This window comes from Hymenobacter sp. GOD-10R (genome assembly GCF_035609205.1).
GTDB lineage: Bacteria > Bacteroidota > Bacteroidia > Cytophagales > Hymenobacteraceae > Hymenobacter.
Genome location: NZ_CP141184.1, coordinates 5,879,558 through 5,900,337 on the forward strand (window position 1 = coordinate 5,879,558; position 20,780 = coordinate 5,900,337).

A 20,780-nucleotide genomic window follows, 5' to 3' on the forward strand; every position below is an offset into this window, starting at 1 on the left:
TCCGCCGCTGTATTTAGTGTTTCGCCGCCGCCCGAACCGACTCTGGATTTTTTTCTTTCATGCCTTCCAGAAAACACGGCCGGCAGCGCGCCTCATACGAATCAGTTTCTCCGAGCAAAATCTTGTCTTCGGAAGCGGCAATGCGAAATGAGTACGCCGCCAGCTCGCCACAGCATACGCACACGGCGTGCACCTTCGTCACAAACTCGGCCACGGCCATGAGTGCGGGCATCGGGCCGAAAGGCTTACCGGTGTAGTCCATATCCAAGCCGGCCACAATTACGCGCGTGCCCCGGTTAGCTAGCTGCGAGCAAACCTCCAACAGGGACTCATCAAAGAACTGCGCTTCGTCGATGCCAACCACGTCGCAACCACTAGCTAGCAGCAAGATTTCCTGCGCCAGCGCCACAGGCGTCGAACGGATACTGTTGGCGTTGTGCGACACCACATCGAGCTCGTGGTAGCGCTTGTCCAGCGCCGGCTTGAAAATTTCAACGCGTTGGCGCGCGATTTTAGCGCGGTTGAGGCGACGAATCAGTTCTTCGGTTTTTCCAGAAAACATGGAGCCGCAAACGACTTCAATCCAGCCCCGACGGGGTAGGTCGCGGCTCGTGCCGACGCGAGGTTCTATAAACACAACAACGGGTAACTGAGTGACGGAGTAATTGAGTAACAGCGAGCCAAGCAGGCCGTTTTTCCTCAACTCTAACAATCGAAATTAGAACTTTATGGTTGGAAGCCGACGCATTTTCAACCTAAACAGTGCCGCCGGTTCTTATCGTTCAGGTAGTCAATTAGTCTTCCTTTAGTCGCTGTAGCTCACGTGCGGAAGCTTGGTGGCGTGCGGCACGCGGCCCGTCACGGCCCCTTCGCACAGACGCGCTTGGCAGGTGAGGCGCTCATGAGCCAAGAGACGCCCGGCAGCACGGTAGCGCAATTCGGCTTCGGTAAGAGGCGTTAACAGATCTAACCCTTCTACTACTTCTAGCCGGCACGTGGTGCAGCGGCCCCGTCCTCCGCAGGCATGCAGCCAATCGTGGCCGGCCGTTTGTAGCGCGCTCAGCAGTGTGGCGCCCGCAGGTACCGGCAACGCGCCGCTAGCTAGGTTTTCTATCAGTAGAGTGGGCATCTTTCCCTAAATTGCCAGTTGAACCAGGCTTTCAAATGAACAATAAATATAGCCAGGCAAAGCGCGAACAATACGGCCGCCGCCTTGCCGACCACCTTTGTCAACAATACTTTGCCGCCCCTGCTATGCCGCCCACGGCGACGCTCGACGGGCCGGCCATTCTGCGCTTTACGCCCATCCGGCAGATTAACCTGTTTGTTGTCCAGCAATTGCTAGCTCAATGGACCGCCGAAATGGCGCGCCTGCGCAGTCCTTATTTCGATTTTGAGGCTCCTGATGTTCGTCAAGCACTCACGCAGTTCATGAATGTGCTGTCGCGCCGCATCAAACTCACGCGCACGGCTTTCGAGCCATTGCTCGCCCGTGCCGTTGCCGATACCTTCACCGTCATTACCGATCCGACTACCACTTTCGATCTAAAACTGCTTAATGCCCAGCCTTATGCCAGTGTGGAGCAGTTGCGTGACGCGTTGCGCTACCTCGACGTAGAAAAGGCGCTGTACGAAGGCTTCTTGGATACGCTAACACCAGACAAGCAGCTAGAGCGTCGTATTCTGCTCACGGGCTTTCAGCACTACCAGGAGAGCACCCCCTTGCCCACCGATGCGCTTACGAAGCTGGTTCAGGAGCTCAACAACCTCCTGCCACTAACCGAAGCCGATTTGCTGGAGGCTAGCCCCGCAGCCCCCGAACCCGTTGCGCCCAAAGTCGACAAGGCGGAGCCGCAAGTTGTTGCCAAACCGTTAGAAACACCTCCAAAACCAGAGCCTAGCCCTGTAGCAGCCGAAAGCAAACCAGTTGCCCCAGCCCCGGCCGAAGCTCCCCGGCATCTGATGGTAGAAGCAGCACCGGTTGGCGCTGTTCCGCTCTATGAGAAGCTACGCGCTGAGCGGCCAACGGGCACCTCACTCGGTGAGACGCTGCGGCCGGAGCGACCTACTGGTACCATCTTAGCTGAAAAAGCCCCTAAGGTTGAATCACTGCGTGAGGCTATTTCCATTAACCAGCGCTTTAGCTTCATTAATGAGCTGTTTAATGGCGAAAACATGGAATATCACGCGGCCATTCAGCATCTCGACAGCCTGCCTGACGCCGACGCGGCTCGGCGGTATGTAGCGGATGAGCTAGCGCAGAAACACGGTTGGGTCCGGAAGGAAGAACACGTGAACAAGCTGCTGAAGCTTATTGAGCGAAAGTTCGCTTAAGTTCGGGGCGTGTCTTCTCCTGTCTCTGTCGCTTTTTCGCCTAGCATTCGGTTGCGCTGGCGCCAACTGCTGCTCGTGTACCTGTTCGCGGTGGGCATGATAGCGGGTAGTGCCTACACCATGTACGTGCACTACGACTTCTCGCACTCCCTCGACACGCGCAGCTACCTAGGTGTGGCCAGGGGCAAATTCAAGGGAAATAGCATCACGCGACGTTACCGAGTACTGGTACCCGCCGCTGCTGCTGCCGTAGCGTGGCCTTTGGAGCGCATCTATGCGCGCATTTGGCCGCAGCGGGCGACGAGCGACTGGGCGCTGCGCCTAGCTTTCTATGTCGTAAATACCTTGCTACTGGCTGCCGCCGGCTTAGTCATTTTCCAAACGTGCTTACTCTACGGCGCCACGCCGGCCGCGGCGCTCCTCGGTCTAGTAGCCGTGCTGACAAGCCGTTGGGCCGTGTACCTTGCGGGCTTACCCTTGGTTGATAGCCTGTACATGCTGGTATTTGCCCTAGGTTTTTACGCCGCTCGTAGCGGCTCAGGCCTAGCTTTAGTAGCCTGCATCTTACTAGGTCCGCACGCCAAAGAATCTTTCATCTTTTTGGCGCCTTGGCTGCTGCTGTTTGGGCAACGGGCTATGCGCTGGCCTTGGCAAATCCTCTGGCTTGCGGCCTCGGGTATGCTCGTGTATGCCGTTCGCCATTGGGTTGACCAACAAGCGGGTACCGAAGCGCAAGCGAGCGTTAAGAATGCCTTCAGCCACTTTGAGAATGTCTCGTACTCTCTTCATCGCCTATTCTCGTTGAAAGGCGTCGGAGAGATCTTCAGCATCTTTAGTTTCTTTAGCTTGGTGCTCCTGCTTGGGCTGCGCGGCGGTTGGGCGCAGGCACGGCCGTGGTTGCAACCGTTGGGTTGGGCAAGCGTTGGGCTAGGTCTGGTGGTAGTAATCCACATGCTCTTGTCGAGCGAGCTAGCGCGCATGGGGTACCTGTTTTCGCCGGTCTTTGCGGTAGCCTTTAGTCTACTTCTGACACGACACCCCACGTTTCGTTGGCTTCAAGGTCAACCGTCCACCAACTTATAGAGCAGCGCTTATCGCACCAGATCCTGCTTACGGTACGCGTCGATAGCGAGCAGAATAAACAAGAGCGTGGTGAAAGACCACAGCGACGACCCCCCGTAGCTGAAGAAAGGCAGCGGAATACCCACTACGGGTGCCAGCCCGATCGTCATGCCGATGTTGACGGCAAAGTGGAAAAAGATGATGCTGGCCACACAGTACCCATAGGTGCGGCCGAACACAGATTTCTGGCGCTCGGCTACGTACAGCACGCGGGCAAGCAGCGTCATAAACAGAATAATGACGACGAGGCTGCCAACCCAGCCCCACTCCTCCCCTACGGTGCAGAAGATAAAATCAGTGCTTTGCTCGGGCACGAAGTCGAACTTGGTTTGGGTGCCTTCCAGAAAGCCTTTCCCAACTAGCCCACCCGAGCCGATAGCAATCTTGGACTGCGTAACGTTCCAACCCACCCCTAGCGGGTCAGCCGAAGGGTTAATCAGAACCTCAATCCGCTTGCGCTGATGGGGCTGTAATACGTTGTTGAAGAAGAAATCTACTCCAAACACCATCGCCACCACAATGCCCCACACGCTGAGCGCCAGCGGCAGATGATGACGCAACACCCGCGAGTTGAACAAGAATGCTAGCCCTAGCATTACGGTGAAAGCACCCACCAACCATAGTTTCGGTATCAGCAGCGCAAGAATTAGAATAGCACCCGCGGCCGCTAGCACAATCAGAATCAGGGGCGACATTCCTTCACGGAAGTAAGCGAGCAGGAAGGCGCCAAATACCAGCGCCTGCCCCGTTTCGTTGGAAGCAATGATGAGTAGCGGCGGCAGCAGTGTAAGCCCGGCCAGCACCAGATGGTCGCGCCAATTTTGATGCCGCAGGTTGGTACTTGCCATAAAGCGCGATACCGCCAGCGCCGTCGTAAATTTCGCGAATTCAGCGGGTTGTAAGCGCACCGGACCTAGCTCCAGCCACGAGCGAGAACCGGCAATAGGTCGGGCAATCACCAACGTGATGAGCAGCAGCAAAATCATACCCCCGTAGAGGCCAAAAGCAAAGGTGTCGTAGGCCTTGTAATCGATGACCACTAGCACCACAATAAGCACAACGGCCGTCCCGATCCACATGATCTGCTTGAACCAGTTGAACTGCATCAGCTCGCCAAAGCTCAGGCTGAAGGCGTTGGAAGGAGCGTCAGGAGAATAGCTAGCCGCGTACACATTCAGCCAACCGAGGAACACCATCAGGAAATATATTCCAACGGTAATCCAATCGATACTGCGGCTGTAGCGCGCTGGGGAGGAGGGCATTGAAGGTAAATTGTAGCTGGTTGGAAGAAGCTAGTTAAACCCCTGAGCTTACCTAACTTCTCACAGAAACGATAGCAAAGTGGTACTGCAAAACGCGGCAGCCACCTTTCAGCAAGCGCAGCCGTGCTGGCATGAGCTGTAGATCAATGGTGACGCGAGACAAACCGGTCGGCGCTGCCGGGCAGCCACTCCTCCCATTTCTTACGAACGACTTTGCCGCGCAAGTATTTCTCGATCATAAGCGAAGCTAGCGGCGCCGCTGAGTTGCCCCCGAAGCCAGCATTCTCAATGAACACCGCAATGGCGATTTTGGGATCCTCGATTGGAGCAAAGGCGGCAAACGTGGCGTGGTCGGCCCCGTGGGGGTTTTGTACAGTTCCCGTTTTGCCCGCCATAGAAATACCGAACTGGGCTAAGCTCGCATAGTTGCCCGTGCCGCCGCGGCCATCCACTACTTGCTGCATCCCCGGAATAATAGCCTCAAAATGCTGTGGCGCCACAGTCGTGTAGTGGCGCTTCTGATATTCTGGCAAAGGCCCACCATTGCCGATACCACGCACAAAATGCGGCGTATAGTAGTAGCCCCGGTTGGCAATGGTAGCTAGCACGTTCGCCATCTGCATCGTCGTCACGCCCATTTCTCCCTGCCCAATCGACAGCGAGTAAATAGTGCGAAAGTTCCAGCCGTGGTGTCCGTATAGCTTATCGTAGAACTCGGGCTTCGGAATGCGCCCTTTGGTTTCGGAGCCCATGTCCACTCCTAGCTTATCGCCTAGGCCGAAAGACATTACTTGACGACGCCATTCAGCCAGCCCCAAGCGAACGTCCTCCCGGGCATTGCGCGACCGACCCCGCATGACCGCGGTCCGCATTACCTGATAGAAATAAGGATTGCAGCTGTTCTTGATGGCAATACTCACATTGCTCGGATACTCGTGGCGGTGCGTGCACCTCACCAGGCTCCAGTTGCAGGGAAAACCAGTCGACGGTGACACGGTGCCCATTTGCAAAGCAACCAGTTCATTAACGAGCTTAAATACCGAACCCGGAGGCTGTGGTGCTCCGAGCGGACGATTATACAGCGGCCGCTCCTTCTGATTGAGCAGGTCCATGTACCGGTTGCCCATACCTTTCCCGGTTAGCACTGCTGGGTCGTAGGCAGGCGCCGAAACGGCCGCTAGGATCTCGCCGGTCTTGGGGTCGATGGCTACAACTGAGCCCCGCTTACCGGCCATCAGCATCTCACCGTATTGCTGCAGATCGATGTCGATGCTGGTATGCAGGTCCTGGCCGGCCACGGAGAGCGTATCGAACTCTCCACCACGGAAAGCGCCTTTTTCAATGCCGCGCACGTTGACCATGCGGTATTTCACGCCGCGCCGTCCCATGAGTTGCTGCTCGTAGAACGACTCTAGGCCACTGCGCCCCAAAAACTCATTGGGCTGGTACTTAGCATACTTCGGGATTTCCATCAGCGCTGGCGTGATGGTACCTACGTAGCCGAGCGTATGAGCTAGGTTCTGGGTAGCATAGGCGCGCGCCATCCGAGCCTGAATGCTGAAGCCCGGAAAATCAATTAAGTTATCCTGAATAGCAGCTAGCTCCGGCGTACTTAGGTTTTGCACCAGCGGCGAAGCTTTAACGCGTGAAAATGCTTTGGCGGCTTTCAAGCCTTCCCGCACTTCTTCCACCGTCATTTGCATCACTTGACAAAAGCGAGCGGTATCGAGACGCTTCACTTCACGCGGCACCACCATCAGGTCGTACACCGGCGTATTTTGGACCAGCAGCTTGTGGTTGCGGTCATAAATCAGGCCTCGGTAGGGCGTCTGCACAATGCGCTGTAAGGTGTTGCGGTCGGCTGCTAGCTTATAGCTGCCATCGAGCACCTGAATGTAGAAAAGACGTGCCCCAAACACCATCGCCACCACCAGGAAGATGGCTTGCACTACGTATTTGCGTCCTTCAAGGTATTGCAAAGCGACTAAAACAAGAGGTAAACTACTGCCGACTCACCGGCCGGATTTGCAAAGATAACAGGTACCTCGTTGCTAAGTAATGATCTTGCGCAAGTTTCTCCTTACTAACGTACTAGCGGCAAACTCATTGCCTACCGTCCGCTCCGTTTGTTGGGGAAGAAAAGCAGCTGCACGATGAGCAGCGTTAGGCTTGTGAACAGCGTGCTCACGACAATCTTACCTAGCGTGAGCCCGATCACCCGGAAGCTACCTAGCTCTAGGAGGAAGAAAGTAGCATGGTGCAATACGACTAGTAAACTGAGGTAGACAATAAACCATTGCCAGCCCATCTGGTGGATATTGACCGAGTCAGAAGAATCATAGCCGTCGCGCGGTGTGAGCAAGCGCAGCACCCAGGGTCGTAAATACCCCAGCAGCACCGCCGATGCCGCATGCACTCCACCTGTATCATAAAAAATATCAATTGACCATCCTAACACAAAGCTCAACAAGAGCTGCAGCACGATAGGCGTGCTGATAGGTAAGAACAGTAAGAAACCTAGGTAGAAAAAGCACCACCCTAGGTCGAAGAGCACCAGCTTGCTGACAAACAGCACATGTACGCCCACGTACAAAGCGAAGCGCAGCAACTGAACAATGATGGCACCTACTCCCCTCATGGCTGGTCGTCTGCTGTAGGCTTTTTGCCAGCGCGCATTTCTACCGTGTCACGCTCGGCCTTGTGCCGGTTGCTGACCACGTACACGTACGTCAGGTTAGAGAAATTAACGGCTAGCTTCACCCGCACCGTCCAGAAGTTTTTGTCGGGTTCTTTCACAAACGAGTCGATGGTCCCGATCAGGATTCCCTCCGGAAAAACAGCGTTGTACCCTGATGTCAAAATTGTATCGCCGCGTACTAGCGTATTCTGCCGCGGAATCTGATCTAGCAAAGCATGCGTGGGGTCATCTCCTAGCCATTTGATGCTTCCGAAGGTACCATCGCGCTGAATGCGCGCCGAAATAGCTGTTTTGGAGTGCAATACTGAAGTAGCCGTAGCGTAGTGCTCGCTCACCGATTTTACCCGACCTACTACCCCAGCTGCCGCCAACACGCCCATGCCTGGCTGCACACCTTCGTTGGAGCCTACGTTAAGCGTGATGTAGTTATCGACGCGGTGCAGCTCGTTATTGAGCACACGGGCCGGAATCAGCAAGTACTCGGGGTCAGAAACGGGCAGCTGCCGCAAACCTAGCAGTACCGAGTCACGGCGTCCAGGCCGCAAAGGAGGCGCAGCGCTTAAGCTATCCGGTTGACGTCCGGCTAGGTCAGAACGGTAAAGCTGTTGGCGCAAGGTCGCGTTTTCGGCAACTAAGCCTCGGTTCACTTCTACCAAACGAAAATAATCGTAGATCCGCGTACGAGCTTCTAGCACTCGTCCCGCGTAGGCATTAGCGGAGTTGAAAAACGCCGCTCGCTGATACGAGCTGTTCTTGATCAGCAAATACAAACTAAACACCTCCAGCAGCCCGAACACCAGAATGCCCCGGTAGCGGAAAAGGAAGGCGAAAAGATTGCGCAAGGCGGTAGGTTAAATTATTAAATGGCTGGATGGTTAAATGGTTACAGTCGGCGCAGAGGCGACTATCCATTTAACCATCCAGCCATTTAACGACAGAAATTACGTTAAAAGTACTCCCCGGAAGCCATCTAGGTTCTTGATAGTAGCTCCCGTGCCGCGCACTACTGCCCGCAATGGGTCTTCGGCGATGTGAATGGTCAGCTTAGTTTTAGCCGCCAAACGCTTGTCGAGGCCTCGGAGCAAAGCCCCTCCCCCGGTTAGGTGAATACCATTGTCGTAGATATCAGCCGACAACTCGGGTGGGCTGATTTCTAGCGCCTTCAACACAGCCTCTTCGATTTTTGCTACCGATTTGTCGAGGGCAATAGCAATTTCGGAGGAAGTTACTTTGATGACTTTCGGGATACCCGTCATCAGGTCACGGCCCCGAATTTCGTAGTCGGCGGGTGGGTTATCTAGCTCGGTAAGAGCAGCACCTACCTCGATCTTGATCTTCTCGGCCGAACGCTCTCCAATCAGCAGGTTGTGCTGCCGACGCATGTAGTCCAGAATATCCTGGTTGAATACGTCGCCGGCCGTTTTAATAGACTGATCGCAGACGATACCCGATAGGGCGATAACAGCAATTTCGGTAGTTCCCCCTCCGATGTCGATGATCATAGAACCGACCGGCTGCTCTACGTCAATGCCGATGCCGATAGCCGCCGCCATTGGCTCCTGAATCATCCACACCTCTTTGGCGCCGGCGTGTTCAGCGGAGTCACGGACAGCACGTTTCTCTACTTCCGTAATCCCGGAAGGAATGCAGATCACCATACGGTGCGAAGGCTGAAACAAGCGGCGACGCGTGTCAATCATCTTGATCAAGCCCTTGATCATTTCCTCCGCCGCGTGGAAGTCGGCGATTACCCCATCTTTCAGGGGGCGAATGGTTTTAATATTATCGTGGGTCTTCTCGTGCATTTGCTGCGCTTGCCGGCCCACGGCAATTACTTTATTGGTCGTTCGGTCTTTGGCAATAATGCTGGGCTCATCTACTACGATTTTGTCGTTGTGGATGATGAGCGTGTTGGCCGTGCCTAGGTCAATAGCAATGTCGCTCGTAAGAAAGTTGAAGAAGCCCATTAGGTAGCGGCAATTAAAAGAGAATGGGCGATTTGCGCCCTGGCAAAGTGGGCGCAAAAGTAAGCAAGTTTAGTCGAAGCACCGCTGTTCTTTCCCCGAAGCTCTGCTCCAACAGCTAAACGGTATATTATAAAACTTAGTAGAAAAGTCCTGTAGCAGCTTACTGCTCTTTCTTATAGGACAGAACATTTTGGCGTCTTATGCCTGCTAATGGCACTTTGCTACCTAGGTTTTACGCCATAAGTTACCGGAGACTATCAGTGCTGCCTAACCACAAAGCCAGTAATTGCAACTACAGACCTAGGCACGCTGCATAAGCTCTTCAAATGACTCCATAATCTTATCAATGGAGAGGTAGCGCTCCGCGTAGGCACGGGCATTCTTGCGTTGCTGGCTGGTGTCTTGCGCCAAGGCTTTGCGCAGACCTTCGTTCAGCGCCTGTTGGTTTTCAGCCTCTACCAATAAGCCCATGTCGTACTTCTGCACCAGCGAGTGCAGACCGGACCCCGGATTGGCAGTGATAAGGGCGAGCCCCCCAACCGAGAGAATAGTTGTGAGCTTGGAAGGCATTACTAAGTCACTAGCCGTGGCTTTTTGAATCACTAGGTGGATGTCAGCTAGGTTCAAGAATTGGTTGAACTTCTCGAATGGCTGCAACGGTAAGAACGAGAGATTCGTGAGCTTCAGCTCATTGGCTAGGTTCTGCAACTTCTCTTTGTACGGCCCTGAACCACAAATAATAAACTTGACAGACGTTTGCTGCTGAAACTCTTTCGCAGCATACAGAATAGCTTCTAGGCCCTGCTTTTCCCCAATTGCTCCTGAGTACAGCACAATCTTGTCAGTGGGCGCAAAACCGAAATCTACTTTTATGCTTGCTTTATCTTCAACAGGATGGAATAGGTTTACGTCAGCCCAGTTAGGCAATAAGAAGATATCCTTCTTGGCTTTCTCCTGAATTCTAGCCACCATCCCTTCTGAGATGCTGCTCACGTAATCGGCCTTGTCGAATATGTACTTTTCAAACCCTAGTAAAGCATTGATTGCCTTTTCAGATTTTATCATTTGCAAATCCCGCGCTGCCTCAATCTGCATGTCCTGTATATGGTACATGAACTTTGCACCCCTAAATTTTTTATACAAGGCACCTAGGATACCAAATTGAAACGAAGGAACAACTGTTACAACGAAGTCAAATTTCTTCGCAGGCAGTAATTGAATTAATTTAAAAAATCCAGTTACTAGAAAAGAAAAATCCAACAGTATACGTTTCAAACCCGAAGGTTTGGCAGGCACATACATGGGACACCTGTATAATTTTATGCTCCCTCCCGAGGGAAACTTTGTCAGCTCAGTGCTATACCAGAACCTGTTTTTATGGTAAGGCTCCTGTACTTTCCAATAAGGGTAATAGGGATAAGTAGTGATAACGGTGCAGTCATACCCCTTTTCAGCTAGCCATTTAATCATTTCACCGCTATACTTGCCTATTCCGGTAGGTTCGGGATAGAAGTTATAGCCAATTAGCAGAACCCGCTTTTTCATCTTATGTAAGGGCATTTTGCTTCTGTGCATCAAATTCGCGCAGAAGCAGATGGTAAGATTGGATACGATTACAGTTATTTAGTAATAACTCGCTTTCGTATGTAGGTGGCTGGGTTTCCTGCGTAAATACCCCAGGCCTCTAAATTCTTTGTAGCAACTGAATTGACGGTTAGAATAGAATGCGACTCACATACTATTCCTGGGCATACAACGGCATGCGCCCCCACCCAAACGCCATCCGCTAGCTTGATCTTGCCTAGCCGATATGGAAAGCTAACTGCGGTATAATCATGATTACCCGTCAGAAGCATAGCCCCTTGTGAGATACTTACGTTGCTACCAATAGTAACATCTTCTAGGTTATCAATCCAAACCGATTCGCCAATCCAACAGTTGTCTCCAATTGTAAGCCGCCATGGGTTCTTGATTCGAACGTTAGGCTTGATGACTAACCCTTTTCCTATTTTAGCTCCAAATAACCGAAGCAAACCCTGCTTTAATTTGTAAGGCCAAGGTAAGGCGCTATCCAAGATGTAATAATTAAGAAAGTACCAAAGTAATACCTTCAGCTTAGGCCCCGCTTTGTAATCGCCTGTTTCAAATTTTGAGAGGTCTGTTTGCATCTACGTGACCAAATTTAAGAAATCAGAGTGAAGCAATTTTAGCATAGCTTACACTCAAGAACTGTTTATACAAAATTATACCTAGCACTACCCCGAGTGTATTAAGCAATACATCATCAATATCAGGCACCCCAATACGCCAAGTAAACTGAACTAGCTCAATCAATAAGCTAATAAATATTCCAATAAAAATGATAGTAAATTTATTTTTTAATAAAAATAAACTAATCAAAAATAAAGGCAACGGAATAAATAACGCTATATTACCAAGAAGATTAGAGAAGAAATTCCAATAATTTACTGCATCCGATTGAAAAGATTCAACTGTCAATTTTATTGGAATCAGGTTAACTAATTCATCATGCCAGATAAGAACATTTCTTCTTCTTGCAAAAAATACAATATAAGACAGCACCAAAATGTAAGGCACAAACAAAACCCACTTTAGTACCTTCATTATAATTTATTTAAAAACAGTGCACAAATAGGGGCAGCAGTTTTCTACAGCTCACTACCTAGTTATGCAGTCACTTGTTTAGCTAGATATTGCTTTCAGCAAATGAGAAGCGGCAGGACCTGTGGCGAAATTAGTCACAAAACACGTATGCGCTTTTTGACCCATTGCTACCTTTTGTGCTTGGGTCATCTGCTGCCATTGCCGCAAACCTGCCTCAACGCCAGCAGGCGTATCGTCGGTGACGATGCCTCCGCCGGCTTCTTCAATCTCCCGCCATATGTTCACTTGGTTGGAGATAAGGACAGGCTTACTACAGGCCAGCGCTTCCACAACAGCAATACCGAAGTTTTCCTGATGGCTAGGTAGCACGAAAGCCTCACAATGATAGAATGCACCCCATTTGGCCAATCCGGTCAGCATACCAGGGAAGAGAATTGCAGCTTGTGACTCTTTAGTTTTCGAAGCCACTTGCTGCATTTGCTGACCGTAGTTGGTTTCTAAACCTGGTCCAGCAACTACTAACCGGGTATGCTCAGGCAATGTAGCAACGTCGGTTGCTCTAGCAGCCATTGGAGCATTTGTTGCTGCTTCGCGTAGTGCGGGGCTGGTCTTTAGATACGCATTCAGCAGCAGGTCTACTCCTTTTTTCTCGTGAATACGGCTCAGGAAAAGCAGATAAGGTTGGTCTGCTAGCTGCGGGCACTGCTTCAGGAAAGCGTCACGCATACTTGGGGTGTAAGCTGGTGGTTCTTCTACACCTAGCCCAACCACAACCTCCCGCTTGGGGTGGTAAGGCCGAAACGGCTCACGAGCAAGCAGACGTTCTGCTTCGCACGTGAAGAGCACCCCATCTGCGTTGTTGATAACACGCCCTTCTATTAATTTCCAATAGGCCCAGTTTCGCAACGCCTTCAGCTTTCGACCAGTGGCTCGTTGAAAGTAAGGGTCCAACATGCCGTGCGGCATGACATAAAGCGTTGGAGCTGAGGGCGATTGTTGGCTTTTGTAGTGTCGCAAGGCTTTTTCTACGGCGTAGGTAGGATAAAGCCAAAGACCGTGCGCAATGACACAATCAAAGCGTACGAAGTTATCTAGGAGCCACGGCATTAGCCCAGCACTATATCCCCAAGGACCTTTAGCTGGCCCTAATGCATGAATCGGGAAAGGATCATGGGAGATAAAAGAGGCATCTGGGGCGTCGAGGCTAACTACCTCGCTGTGCACACCTAATTCAGCAAGACCAGCAACTATCGTCCGTACTGCCTGGCATACCCCACCCAGTTTGGGATCCATTCCCGCAATAACATGGAGTACCTTCATGAGTTTCTGTCTGCAATTTGTTCCATCAATGTAGCGTGTCTGACCCTCGTGAAAGCACGGATTTGCTTAGAGGCCTAGCAATGTGATTGACAGGTATTGCTAGTTGCTGAGAATAGGTTGCAGCTTGGCAGAGCCTAAAAGTACATAAGAATTATCAAATACTATCTTTCCGGTGTTACATTATACATTATGATATAGTGTAAAGCCGCTCTAGAATTAATGTAGGTTATTGATTACATGTTCACTACACCTTCATACTCATTACGCGCTTCTATTTACTCTTATTACCTGCTAAATAGGCACTGATATAAAATAATATCGTTTGCATGAGTGTTTGTCTTCGCACACCATGCTCCAAATTCTTAAAGACCAAGGAAATATGCTTGTTCTTTGAAAAATCGATAAAATCGTCGATCATCAAAGTCTGCTCTACTGTTAACGAACTTTGGTATTTACTTCTAAATACTTCAGCCATCAACACCTTTTTCTCTGCATCTTTAATAGGCTTTCGCTGAATAATAATACGCTTGAAGCGATTGATCAATGAATTATCATTGTAGTTACCCGAAATATTCTTCCCGTGCTGTCGGTAGAGAATAGTTTTTTTATCTAGATAGTGAATTTTCCCAAAGGCACTCGCGACCATAGCAATCCAATAGTCGTGGTTTTCTGCAACAGATGGTATATCACCAATTACCTCTACAAGCTTTCGATTCAAAACTGTAGTGCAGCCGTAGACGGGGTTCTGAGCCAGCAGATGGCACAAATTCAAATCCGTGATTTTAGATGCCTGGAAGTTTTTAGTTGCCTTTATGATCTTTAGATCGGTACTGGCGTAGTGAAAATTGGTATGAATAAGCAGGGGGAAATTTTCGCCGTAACAATCCTCTAGGGTACGCATACTGGCTAAAGTGTAAGCCACTTTGTCGGGTAGCCAAAAATCATCTTGGTCGCACAGCATAACATACTTTGCGTTGCCTTTGCTGGCTATTTGCAATAGAGCATTGAAATTCAATGTACTTCCAAGATTACCAAGGTCATCATTGACAATAAGTATCTTTCCTGGATAGCGCGCCTGATAGCTAGCCACAATTCGTGGAGTAATGTCCGAAGACTTATCGTCTCTAATTATTAATTCCCAGTTGGTATGCGTTTGTTGTAAAATACTGTCAAGTTGCTCTTCGACATATTTAGCACCATTGTAAGTGGCCAACAGGATAGTAACTTTAATAGCACCTTGCCCTAACATATCCCTTCTACTCGAGTACTATCAAAAAAGTTATAATTTTGAGTAGCACTAATTTACTGCTTTCAAACCATTATATATAAAATCATTATTTTATATGCTTACTATCTGCTTTATAGTCCCATTCGTCCAAAGCATAATCTTTTGGATTACTAGTTTTCAGGAGAATACGAAAAGACACTCTTAACGGCTCCGTCGCTTGCGACGGCACTCCTACGAATAGTCCAGAAGGCTGCTAGTAGCCAGCTGATGTGTAAACTACATTGCCGATCTATTACTTTTCTACTGTAATAGAGCTGATTACTTAATAGTTTTATAGATTTCTTCTATCCTGTTCAGCGCGTTTTCGGAGTTGAACCTAGCTACGTTCGTGATTCCTGCGGCAATGGCGGCACTACGCTCAGCGGGCGAAAGGTGTATAACTTCATCAATTGTAGCAGCTCCCGCTGTTGCCCAGCCCGCTGTTGTTGATTCATCGTGCGGACGGCGGGGAATCAGAAACCCAGCTTCTCCTGCAACCTCCGTCATGGGCGCTTCACCAGTAGTAATGACCAAGCACCCCGAAGCCATAGCCTCCGCAATCGGCCATCCAAATCCTTCTGCAATAGATGGGAAAAGAAACACCGTTGCTCCTGCATAAGCTAGGTGCACGAGTTCATCTTCGAGGCCGCTTACGACATGAATGTCCTTTTTGAACGGTGAAGCTTCTTTCACGCTATTCAGCTCTGCGCTCAGAGGCCCGCCCACAAGTAGCAAAGGCAACGCAGCAGAACTGCTGGAGCGCCAAGCATTGTAAAGCTCCATGACACCTAGCCGGTTCTTGTACCACTGGTTTCCGCCTACGTGCAGTAAGTATCCTTGGCTCAGGTCAATACCGGTTGCCGCGCTTACTTTAGCGCGAGCATCCGTTTGATCATGAGGTGTTAGTGCTTCACTTAGCCCATTGTACACCACCTCCGACGTTAAGGGAAGGGTAGGCAAGAAAGCATGAAGCTCCTCCCGGGTTTTCTGAGAAACAGAAATAAAGTGCTTCCCCTTGGAATAGCCTGCCCGAATCATACGCTGATATTGCTGCCCTGACCAACCCGTAGGGTTCTCTGGAATTTGCCCCTGGGCAGAACGTTGCGCCATAAAATCATGACAATGCATTACGTGTGGTCGGTCGGCAACCAAGGGCACCCACGGACCTAGGGCATTATCAGCAAAGACAAAGAGCGTATCTGAAGGATACTTCTTTAAACGTCGACGTACTTCAGCCGGAAACACGAGGTATTGATCGATGTAGCCTAACCACTTCTTGGGCCCTCCCGTCACCGGCAAATCAAAGAAACGCGACTTAGGTGCCCACATTTCCACCTCGTGGCCGCGTTCACGCATTCCATCAGCTAGCATCCGGGCAAAGCGTGGCATGCTGGCAAAAGCAGGCATGCGCTGGTCGCCCATGAAATCAGGGTGCGTGAAGAAAACTAGATGCATAAACGACGCAGCGAAGCCAGATGAATATAGATGGGCAGGGCGGCTTTAGTGAATGTTGACCTCCGCCAAGATCTTCCGGCAAATGTCTTCATTACCTACACCGATTGCCCGGATCTTGCGCATACCTGCTAGGCGAATACTTTCCCGAAGAGCGTCGTCGCTGAGCAGCTTTTTACAGATGGTGGCGCACTCAGCCGCATCGGCCCAAAATACAGCCTCTTTTCCTTCTTCATAGATCTCCTGGTGCTCTGTGGTACGCTCGGCGCAAAACAGCCCGCCAGCATACGGCACTTCCAACGAACGTTGGGTGTGCAAGTCGCGGTTGCCTTTCGATAAGAGACCTAAACAGATCTTAGAGCCTTGAATAGCCGCTACATAATCGCGCCCGCTAAGGTTACCACCCCGATAAGAAGCTTTGAGTGTCTCCCAATGGGGTGATTTCGACCATCTGCTGCCCCAAATGCTCAGCGGTACGCCTTGGCGCAGGAGTTCCATCATAAAATCATCTCGCTTCTCATGGCGCATCCACGTACCGATGAATACGACTTCACTTCTGAATGAAGCGGGAATATCATCGATGCTATCGAAGGGCTTGTGGGCCACTTCGTCGTAACTACGTAAGACGCGCAAGACGCGCTTCGCATGCAACTGGCGGCACTCCTCTTCACTTTCCTTCCGCACAACGGCAACCAGATCATACAGCGGCAATGCTTTCAGCAGCACATCGAAGCGCCGGCCGTCGCGCTTGCCCGTAGGGTCATCAAGATTGTAGAGTACAACGGGGCAGCCTAAGCTTTTCAACACGTTCAAGCTTGCTGGGCTCAGCAGTTCACCACTATCGACCCATACAACGTCATACGCTGAATTTTTCTCAAGTAGGCCTGTCAGCCACTTGGTAATCTTCCCTTGTAAGAGCCGAAAGCCAGTCCGGTAATGTATAGCGTGGAGCAGCGGAGAATCTAGCTGCGAGGCTACTACTTTATGAACGTCCTGGATATCAACGCTGTGCCCTAACCGTTCAAGAGCTTTTGCCCGATGCGAAGAAGTAGCAGCCGGGTGATTGTCACCTAGGTAAAGGATTTTAGCCATTGAGCAGTTACGTATAATCTGATGTGAAGCAAAATGTTGTTGCGCGTTTTTAGACATTTCCAAAGCTCTTCGTGAGCTAGGAATGCCATGCGTGAAGTGTGCAGCGGCGGCAATATAGGCAAGCTTGCATTCTTTTAGCGCCTAGTTAACCGGGCGTAGTCTGCCGGGCTCATGGTTTTGGGTCCCTGGAATACCTTACTGACGAGACGCGTAGCCTGAAAGAGTACGACGTACAGCAAGATCATCTGGATCCAACCACGCAGCAGAAAAGTAGCCGTCGTCACGACCGATTCGGCAGGGAGGAACTGAAAAATACCCGTGAGCACTAGCAAGCCACACAGGCTGAAGCGTAACGGGGTGCCAGTGCCAGGCGCTTTGTTAGAAATAGGAACGTACGCTACAAACAGGTCAAACAAGAAGTAAACGGGTATCATACCAAACCCTAGTATGGCTAGGTACCACCAGCCAAAGGCAGCCATACCGGTGCCAGCAAAGTGCCCGGTCCGGAACCCGCCCAGTGCTTCAATGGGCCCGCCGGCCTCTGCGTACAGATAGTCGCCTATTGAGACACCATAAACGTTTTCTTTGTCTGCGTCGATGTCCAATGCTTTCAGGAAAGGATCTGGCAAAGCGCCAAGGATGTAGTTAATCGAGTACGTTAACATGTCCTTGTCCTGGTCGCCAATTTTGGTTGACTGCACCAGGCTAGCATCATTGAACTTCAGGTTGGAGAAGCGAGCGGTAAAGATGTTATCCAAATAACGCTCGTCCCATTCGTCGGCAGTCGTATTGTCGTTCTGGCGCCGAGCCCGAATGGCATCTTTATCTTGATAGGCTTGCCAGGTTAATTCAATCAGCTCAGCATTAGAGATCTTACTGCGCTGTCCGCGCACGATAACCATAGCCGTACCGATATCAGCAATCGGCCCTGTAACCAACAGAAAAGCTAGCCCAGCAAGCGCGGCATTTCGCATGGTAAACAGCCGCGTCTTGAAGATTCCGAGCAACAATGCCAATCCAAAGCCGAAGCCAACGGAGGTGAAGCCTAGCATGAACGCTCCCCGGCTATTGCGGCCGATACTGACAACAAAAAGTAGCAAGGTAAACGCCACTAGCATCGGCACTAAGCGCTTGTCCGGATCTTTCATGTTTCCATACATGCGGCTGAATGGAATGAAGAAAGGCGCGTAGGAAAACGGTATTAAGCCCTGAATAGCCTTATCAGAAGCAGCTCCAGTTACCTCCCACCCGACTGAAGGCGAAATAAAATAGGCGTACACAGTAGCTCCTAGCCCCGTTAGGCCCATGAGCCAGAGCTGTAAATCAGCAGGGGGCGTAAACAAACCAATTTTCCCTAACAAGCCATTCGGATTGCTTAGCGGCATTTTTACGATGCCTCGATAGGCAGCATGCGCAAGCAGCAATACTAACAGCGACAAGCCGGAGTGCCCGAACACATGATACGGGAGCTCCAAGTTGAAAACAACAGGCTTCCCTTCTAGCGTCGTGAATACTAAGGGGAAATAGAATTGGGTTGCGGTGAAGCCAAGTAGTAGAAAGCTAGACAGCGGATAAGTATTCAGCCGGTCAGGCCGCAAAAACTGCGCGCTCAACAGTGCCCAAGCAATGATGATACAGCTTAGGGCAAATAGGTTAGCAACACTCAGGAAGAACACTACTTGAAACAGACACGCAGCAAACAATGCTAACCACGAGCTACGCACGAAGTTGAACAGAAAGCTATTCGTATCTGGCTTATCAGGATACGCAAGCGCTTTGTAGGACAACGCTGCCGGCTGCGTGAGTGCACTGCGAAAGTTAGAGGGCCACACGTTAGGCATTGGAGAAGTATTGAAACGAAAGAGAGTATGCACGCCAGTTTGGGTTCCGCTGGCACACCCTATTGTATATACTGATAATTATTTGGTTGGCGCGTAAAGCCTTTTCATCCCTGGCAAGGCACTCGCAATGCGCCGAGCGTGCTGCGTAGCTAGGTCGGGTAATACTTGCCAGTAACGCCACATATTACCGACTAATAGCACCAAAGATCCTAGCAGAATAAACCATTTCGCCTGTGGCAATACAACCATGGCTCCCATAGCCGCCGCCGCTATCCAGACAGAGGCCATTGCTATACTGAATTGGTTCTTTGGCCATAACAATCCGTTGGCTTGCAACCAGCGCTGAGCAACCACTCGGTAGCCGACCATAGCTGCTATCTCGGCCACTAGCAAAGCAATACCAGCTCCTAGGATGCTCATGAAGGGAACGAGTGCCGCAATACCACCCACTACAACGACAGCAGCTACTGCCGACAAGGTTAGCTGAGCCTTCAAAAGATTATTGCCTTTCACAACTGCGATGGCAGGCTGTGCCACAGCGTACACCAGCACACTCAGTGAAAGGGTAGCAAACAACAAGGGGTTGAACGGTACACGTCCGCGCGTCCACAATGTGTAGAGAGGCTCCATGATGGCTTGTAACACAACCATAGCCGGCGCCATCAAAGCCACTAGAACAAACCACAAGGTACCGAAAGCAGCTTCGCTCCGATCTTGGTCGCGCTGATGCAGAAAGCGCATCAGCTCCGGCATCAACGGGTTAATTACGGTATTAAGCCCTTGTAGTGCTACGTTTGCTCCCGTCCGCATCGTAGAGAAGGCAGCCAAGCCTGCAGCACCCGACAAAGGCGCCAAGACCAGACGTGCCCCTTGCTGACGCGCATTTTCCAGCAGTCCTTTGCCCGAAATAGCTAATGAGCGAACGAAGTTTTTGTAGCCAACTGCCAAAGATGGTTTGCTAAACGGAATACCTTCTTTGCGTAGCAACCGAAGTAAATCTAGGTACATCGGAACAGCAACGATCAACGACGTAGCCGTCATTACAATACCCGCAGTTAATAGACCAGCGCCCATTACCACGGCGACCACCGGTGCTACAGCGCTAAGCACCGTCGTCAGCAGGTTCCACCAAGCCATGCGGGGGAAATAGCCAAACGGAGCTAGCACCCGAAAGAGCAGGCCCGATACACTATTGCATATCAACCACGAAACACTTTGCAACAACACAATAATGCCAGCAGCCCGAATCAATTCGGGATCAATCAGACCAGCACGGTCCGATTGGCCAAGTAAATAAGGTAGTACGCCGCTTAGCAGAAAAGCAATGAGAAGAAGTATTTGGCAGAGGCTAATAATAATACCAGCACCGGCACCCGACCACAAAAATTTACTTAATTCTGGACGGTTATCTCGGCCTATTCTTAGAAACTCATACGCTAGAAATTCTTGGTGACCAAAATCTAGCGTGATCATTAAGTTCGTGAGTGACAAAATGGCGAGCCATATACCATAGGTGACAACGTTCCAGTGTGATAAATACAAAGGAACTAAAGCCATTTGGGATATCATCGTAACCCCGATCTGCGCCCAGGATGCTGCACTCCCAGAAATTACGCGCGCTGCAGTTGACATACTTCGCTTACTTTAACTCCGAAATGAATTCTTTTCGGAGCTGCACATTCAAGCAGGTTTAGTGAAATAATAGATGAACATACTATTTATAGGACTATTAAAAATAGTAGGGTAATTATCTTATTCTATCAAAGCTTTCTATTCTAATAAAAGAATAGAATACATTAT

18 protein-coding genes and 1 pseudogene are annotated in these 20,780 nt (G+C 50.6%); 2 read left to right on the forward strand and 17 right to left on the reverse strand.

Translation table 11 applies throughout. The annotated features are described in order from the left end of the window. Positions 1–13 precede the first annotated feature (13 nt). The gene (locus SD425_RS23470; RefSeq protein ID WP_324672883.1) at positions 14–637 is read right to left on the reverse strand and encodes a thymidine kinase; all 624 of its coding nucleotides are present in this window, start codon (positions 635–637) and stop codon (positions 14–16) included. A gap of 168 nt (positions 638–805) precedes the next feature. After that, positions 806–1,129, reverse strand: a complete 324-nt coding sequence (locus SD425_RS23475; RefSeq protein ID WP_324672884.1) for a 2Fe-2S iron-sulfur cluster-binding protein — start codon at positions 1,127–1,129, stop codon at positions 806–808. A 35-nt stretch (positions 1,130–1,164) separates the two neighbouring features. Between SD425_RS23475 and SD425_RS23480 the strand changes: the two genes are divergently transcribed. Together SD425_RS23480 and SD425_RS23485 are read left to right on the forward strand one after the other, a co-directional pair. Then, complete coding sequence (locus SD425_RS23480; RefSeq protein ID WP_324672886.1) at positions 1,165–2,334, forward strand: hypothetical protein; 1,170 nt, start codon at positions 1,165–1,167, stop codon at positions 2,332–2,334. Positions 2,335–2,343: 9 nt separating this feature from the next. Continuing rightward, positions 2,344–3,417 (forward strand): hypothetical protein, encoded by a 1,074-nt coding sequence (locus tag SD425_RS23485; protein ID WP_324672888.1) that lies wholly within the window; start codon positions 2,344–2,346, stop codon positions 3,415–3,417. 8 nt (positions 3,418–3,425) lie between these two features. Here SD425_RS23485 and rodA read toward each other — a convergent pair whose 3' ends face one another. From rodA to SD425_RS23560, 15 genes and pseudogenes are all read right to left on the reverse strand, one after another. Then, positions 3,426–4,718 (reverse strand): rod shape-determining protein RodA, encoded by a 1,293-nt coding sequence (rodA, locus tag SD425_RS23490; RefSeq protein ID WP_324672889.1) that lies wholly within the window; start codon positions 4,716–4,718, stop codon positions 3,426–3,428. Positions 4,719–4,861: 143 nt separating this feature from the next. Beyond that, positions 4,862–6,697: a penicillin-binding protein 2 gene (gene mrdA, locus SD425_RS23495; RefSeq protein ID WP_324672891.1), complete on the reverse strand. Its 1,836-nt coding sequence runs from the start codon at positions 6,695–6,697 to the stop codon at positions 4,862–4,864. Positions 6,698–6,828: 131 nt separating this feature from the next. Then, positions 6,829–7,356: a hypothetical protein gene (locus SD425_RS23500; RefSeq protein WP_324672893.1), complete on the reverse strand. Its 528-nt coding sequence runs from the start codon at positions 7,354–7,356 to the stop codon at positions 6,829–6,831. Next, positions 7,353–8,258: a rod shape-determining protein MreC gene (mreC, locus tag SD425_RS23505; protein WP_324672895.1), complete on the reverse strand. Its 906-nt coding sequence runs from the start codon at positions 8,256–8,258 to the stop codon at positions 7,353–7,355. The genes SD425_RS23500 and mreC overlap by 4 nt, the downstream gene beginning before the upstream one ends. A 99-nt stretch (positions 8,259–8,357) precedes the next feature. Further along, on the reverse strand, positions 8,358–9,383 hold the full coding sequence (locus SD425_RS23510) for a rod shape-determining protein (protein WP_086594488.1): 1,026 nt from the start codon (positions 9,381–9,383) through the stop codon (positions 8,358–8,360). A gap of 300 nt (positions 9,384–9,683) precedes the next feature. Continuing rightward, a complete protein-coding gene (locus SD425_RS23515) occupies positions 9,684–10,928 on the reverse strand; it encodes a WcaI family glycosyltransferase (RefSeq protein ID WP_324672900.1) in 1,245 nt (414 codons plus the stop codon). Between the two features lie 74 nt (positions 10,929–11,002). After that, entirely contained in the window at positions 11,003–11,551 is a 549-nt protein-coding gene (locus SD425_RS23520; protein WP_324672901.1) for a WcaF family extracellular polysaccharide biosynthesis acetyltransferase, read from the reverse strand. Between the two features lie 22 nt (positions 11,552–11,573). Beyond that, a complete protein-coding gene (locus SD425_RS23525) occupies positions 11,574–12,008 on the reverse strand; it encodes a VanZ family protein (protein ID WP_324672904.1) in 435 nt (144 codons plus the stop codon). A 78-nt stretch (positions 12,009–12,086) separates the two neighbouring features. Further along, positions 12,087–12,734 (reverse strand): glycosyltransferase, encoded by a 648-nt coding sequence (locus SD425_RS23530; RefSeq protein ID WP_324679593.1) that lies wholly within the window; start codon positions 12,732–12,734, stop codon positions 12,087–12,089. Between the two features lie 87 nt (positions 12,735–12,821). After that, a pseudogene (locus SD425_RS23535) lies at positions 12,822–13,328 on the reverse strand (glycosyltransferase); the annotation flags it as partial. Positions 13,329–13,599: 271 nt separating this feature from the next. Next, positions 13,600–14,577: a glycosyltransferase family 2 protein gene (locus SD425_RS23540; RefSeq protein ID WP_324672906.1), complete on the reverse strand. Its 978-nt coding sequence runs from the start codon at positions 14,575–14,577 to the stop codon at positions 13,600–13,602. Between the two features lie 297 nt (positions 14,578–14,874). Then, a complete protein-coding gene (locus SD425_RS23545) occupies positions 14,875–16,050 on the reverse strand; it encodes a glycosyltransferase (protein ID WP_324672908.1) in 1,176 nt (391 codons plus the stop codon). A 45-nt stretch (positions 16,051–16,095) separates the two neighbouring features. Next, positions 16,096–17,139: a glycosyltransferase gene (locus SD425_RS23550; RefSeq protein ID WP_324672910.1), complete on the reverse strand. Its 1,044-nt coding sequence runs from the start codon at positions 17,137–17,139 to the stop codon at positions 16,096–16,098. Between the two features lie 134 nt (positions 17,140–17,273). Beyond that, complete coding sequence (locus SD425_RS23555) at positions 17,274–19,013, reverse strand: hypothetical protein (RefSeq protein ID WP_324672912.1); 1,740 nt, start codon at positions 19,011–19,013, stop codon at positions 17,274–17,276. Positions 19,014–19,058: 45 nt separating this feature from the next. Continuing rightward, positions 19,059–20,453 carry a hypothetical protein gene (locus tag SD425_RS23560; protein WP_324672913.1) on the reverse strand — a complete coding sequence of 465 codons (1,395 nt, stop codon included), beginning with the start codon at positions 20,451–20,453 and terminating at the stop codon, positions 19,059–19,061. Positions 20,454–20,780: the final 327 nt, after the last annotated feature.

What these genes read in the sequence shown, in the direction of transcription:
- SD425_RS23475 (WP_324672884.1), bottom strand. Translation starts at nt 1,129, where the DNA reads ATGCCCACTCTACTGATAGAAAACCTAGCTAGCGGCGCGTTGCCGGTA.
- SD425_RS23480 (WP_324672886.1), top strand. Translation starts at nt 1,165, where the DNA reads ATGAACAATAAATATAGCCAGGCAAAGCGCGAACAATACGGCCGCCGC.
- rodA (WP_324672889.1), bottom strand. Translation starts at nt 4,718, where the DNA reads ATGCCCTCCTCCCCAGCGCGCTACAGCCGCAGTATCGATTGGATTACC.
- SD425_RS23500 (WP_324672893.1), bottom strand. Translation starts at nt 7,356, where the DNA reads ATGAGGGGAGTAGGTGCCATCATTGTTCAGTTGCTGCGCTTCGCTTTG.
- SD425_RS23510 (WP_086594488.1), bottom strand. Translation starts at nt 9,383, where the DNA reads ATGGGCTTCTTCAACTTTCTTACGAGCGACATTGCTATTGACCTAGGC.
- SD425_RS23515 (WP_324672900.1), bottom strand. Translation starts at nt 10,928, where the DNA reads ATGAAAAAGCGGGTTCTGCTAATTGGCTATAACTTCTATCCCGAACCT.
- SD425_RS23520 (WP_324672901.1), bottom strand. Translation starts at nt 11,551, where the DNA reads ATGCAAACAGACCTCTCAAAATTTGAAACAGGCGATTACAAAGCGGGG.
- SD425_RS23525 (WP_324672904.1), bottom strand. Translation starts at nt 12,008, where the DNA reads ATGAAGGTACTAAAGTGGGTTTTGTTTGTGCCTTACATTTTGGTGCTG.
- SD425_RS23530 (WP_324679593.1), bottom strand. Translation starts at nt 12,734, where the DNA reads ATGCGTGACGCTTTCCTGAAGCAGTGCCCGCAGCTAGCAGACCAACCT.
- SD425_RS23540 (WP_324672906.1), bottom strand. Translation starts at nt 14,577, where the DNA reads ATGTTAGGGCAAGGTGCTATTAAAGTTACTATCCTGTTGGCCACTTAC.
- SD425_RS23545 (WP_324672908.1), bottom strand. Translation starts at nt 16,050, where the DNA reads ATGCATCTAGTTTTCTTCACGCACCCTGATTTCATGGGCGACCAGCGC.
- SD425_RS23550 (WP_324672910.1), bottom strand. Translation starts at nt 17,139, where the DNA reads ATGGCTAAAATCCTTTACCTAGGTGACAATCACCCGGCTGCTACTTCT.
- SD425_RS23560 (WP_324672913.1), bottom strand. Translation starts at nt 20,453, where the DNA reads ATGATCACGCTAGATTTTGGTCACCAAGAATTTCTAGCGTATGAGTTT.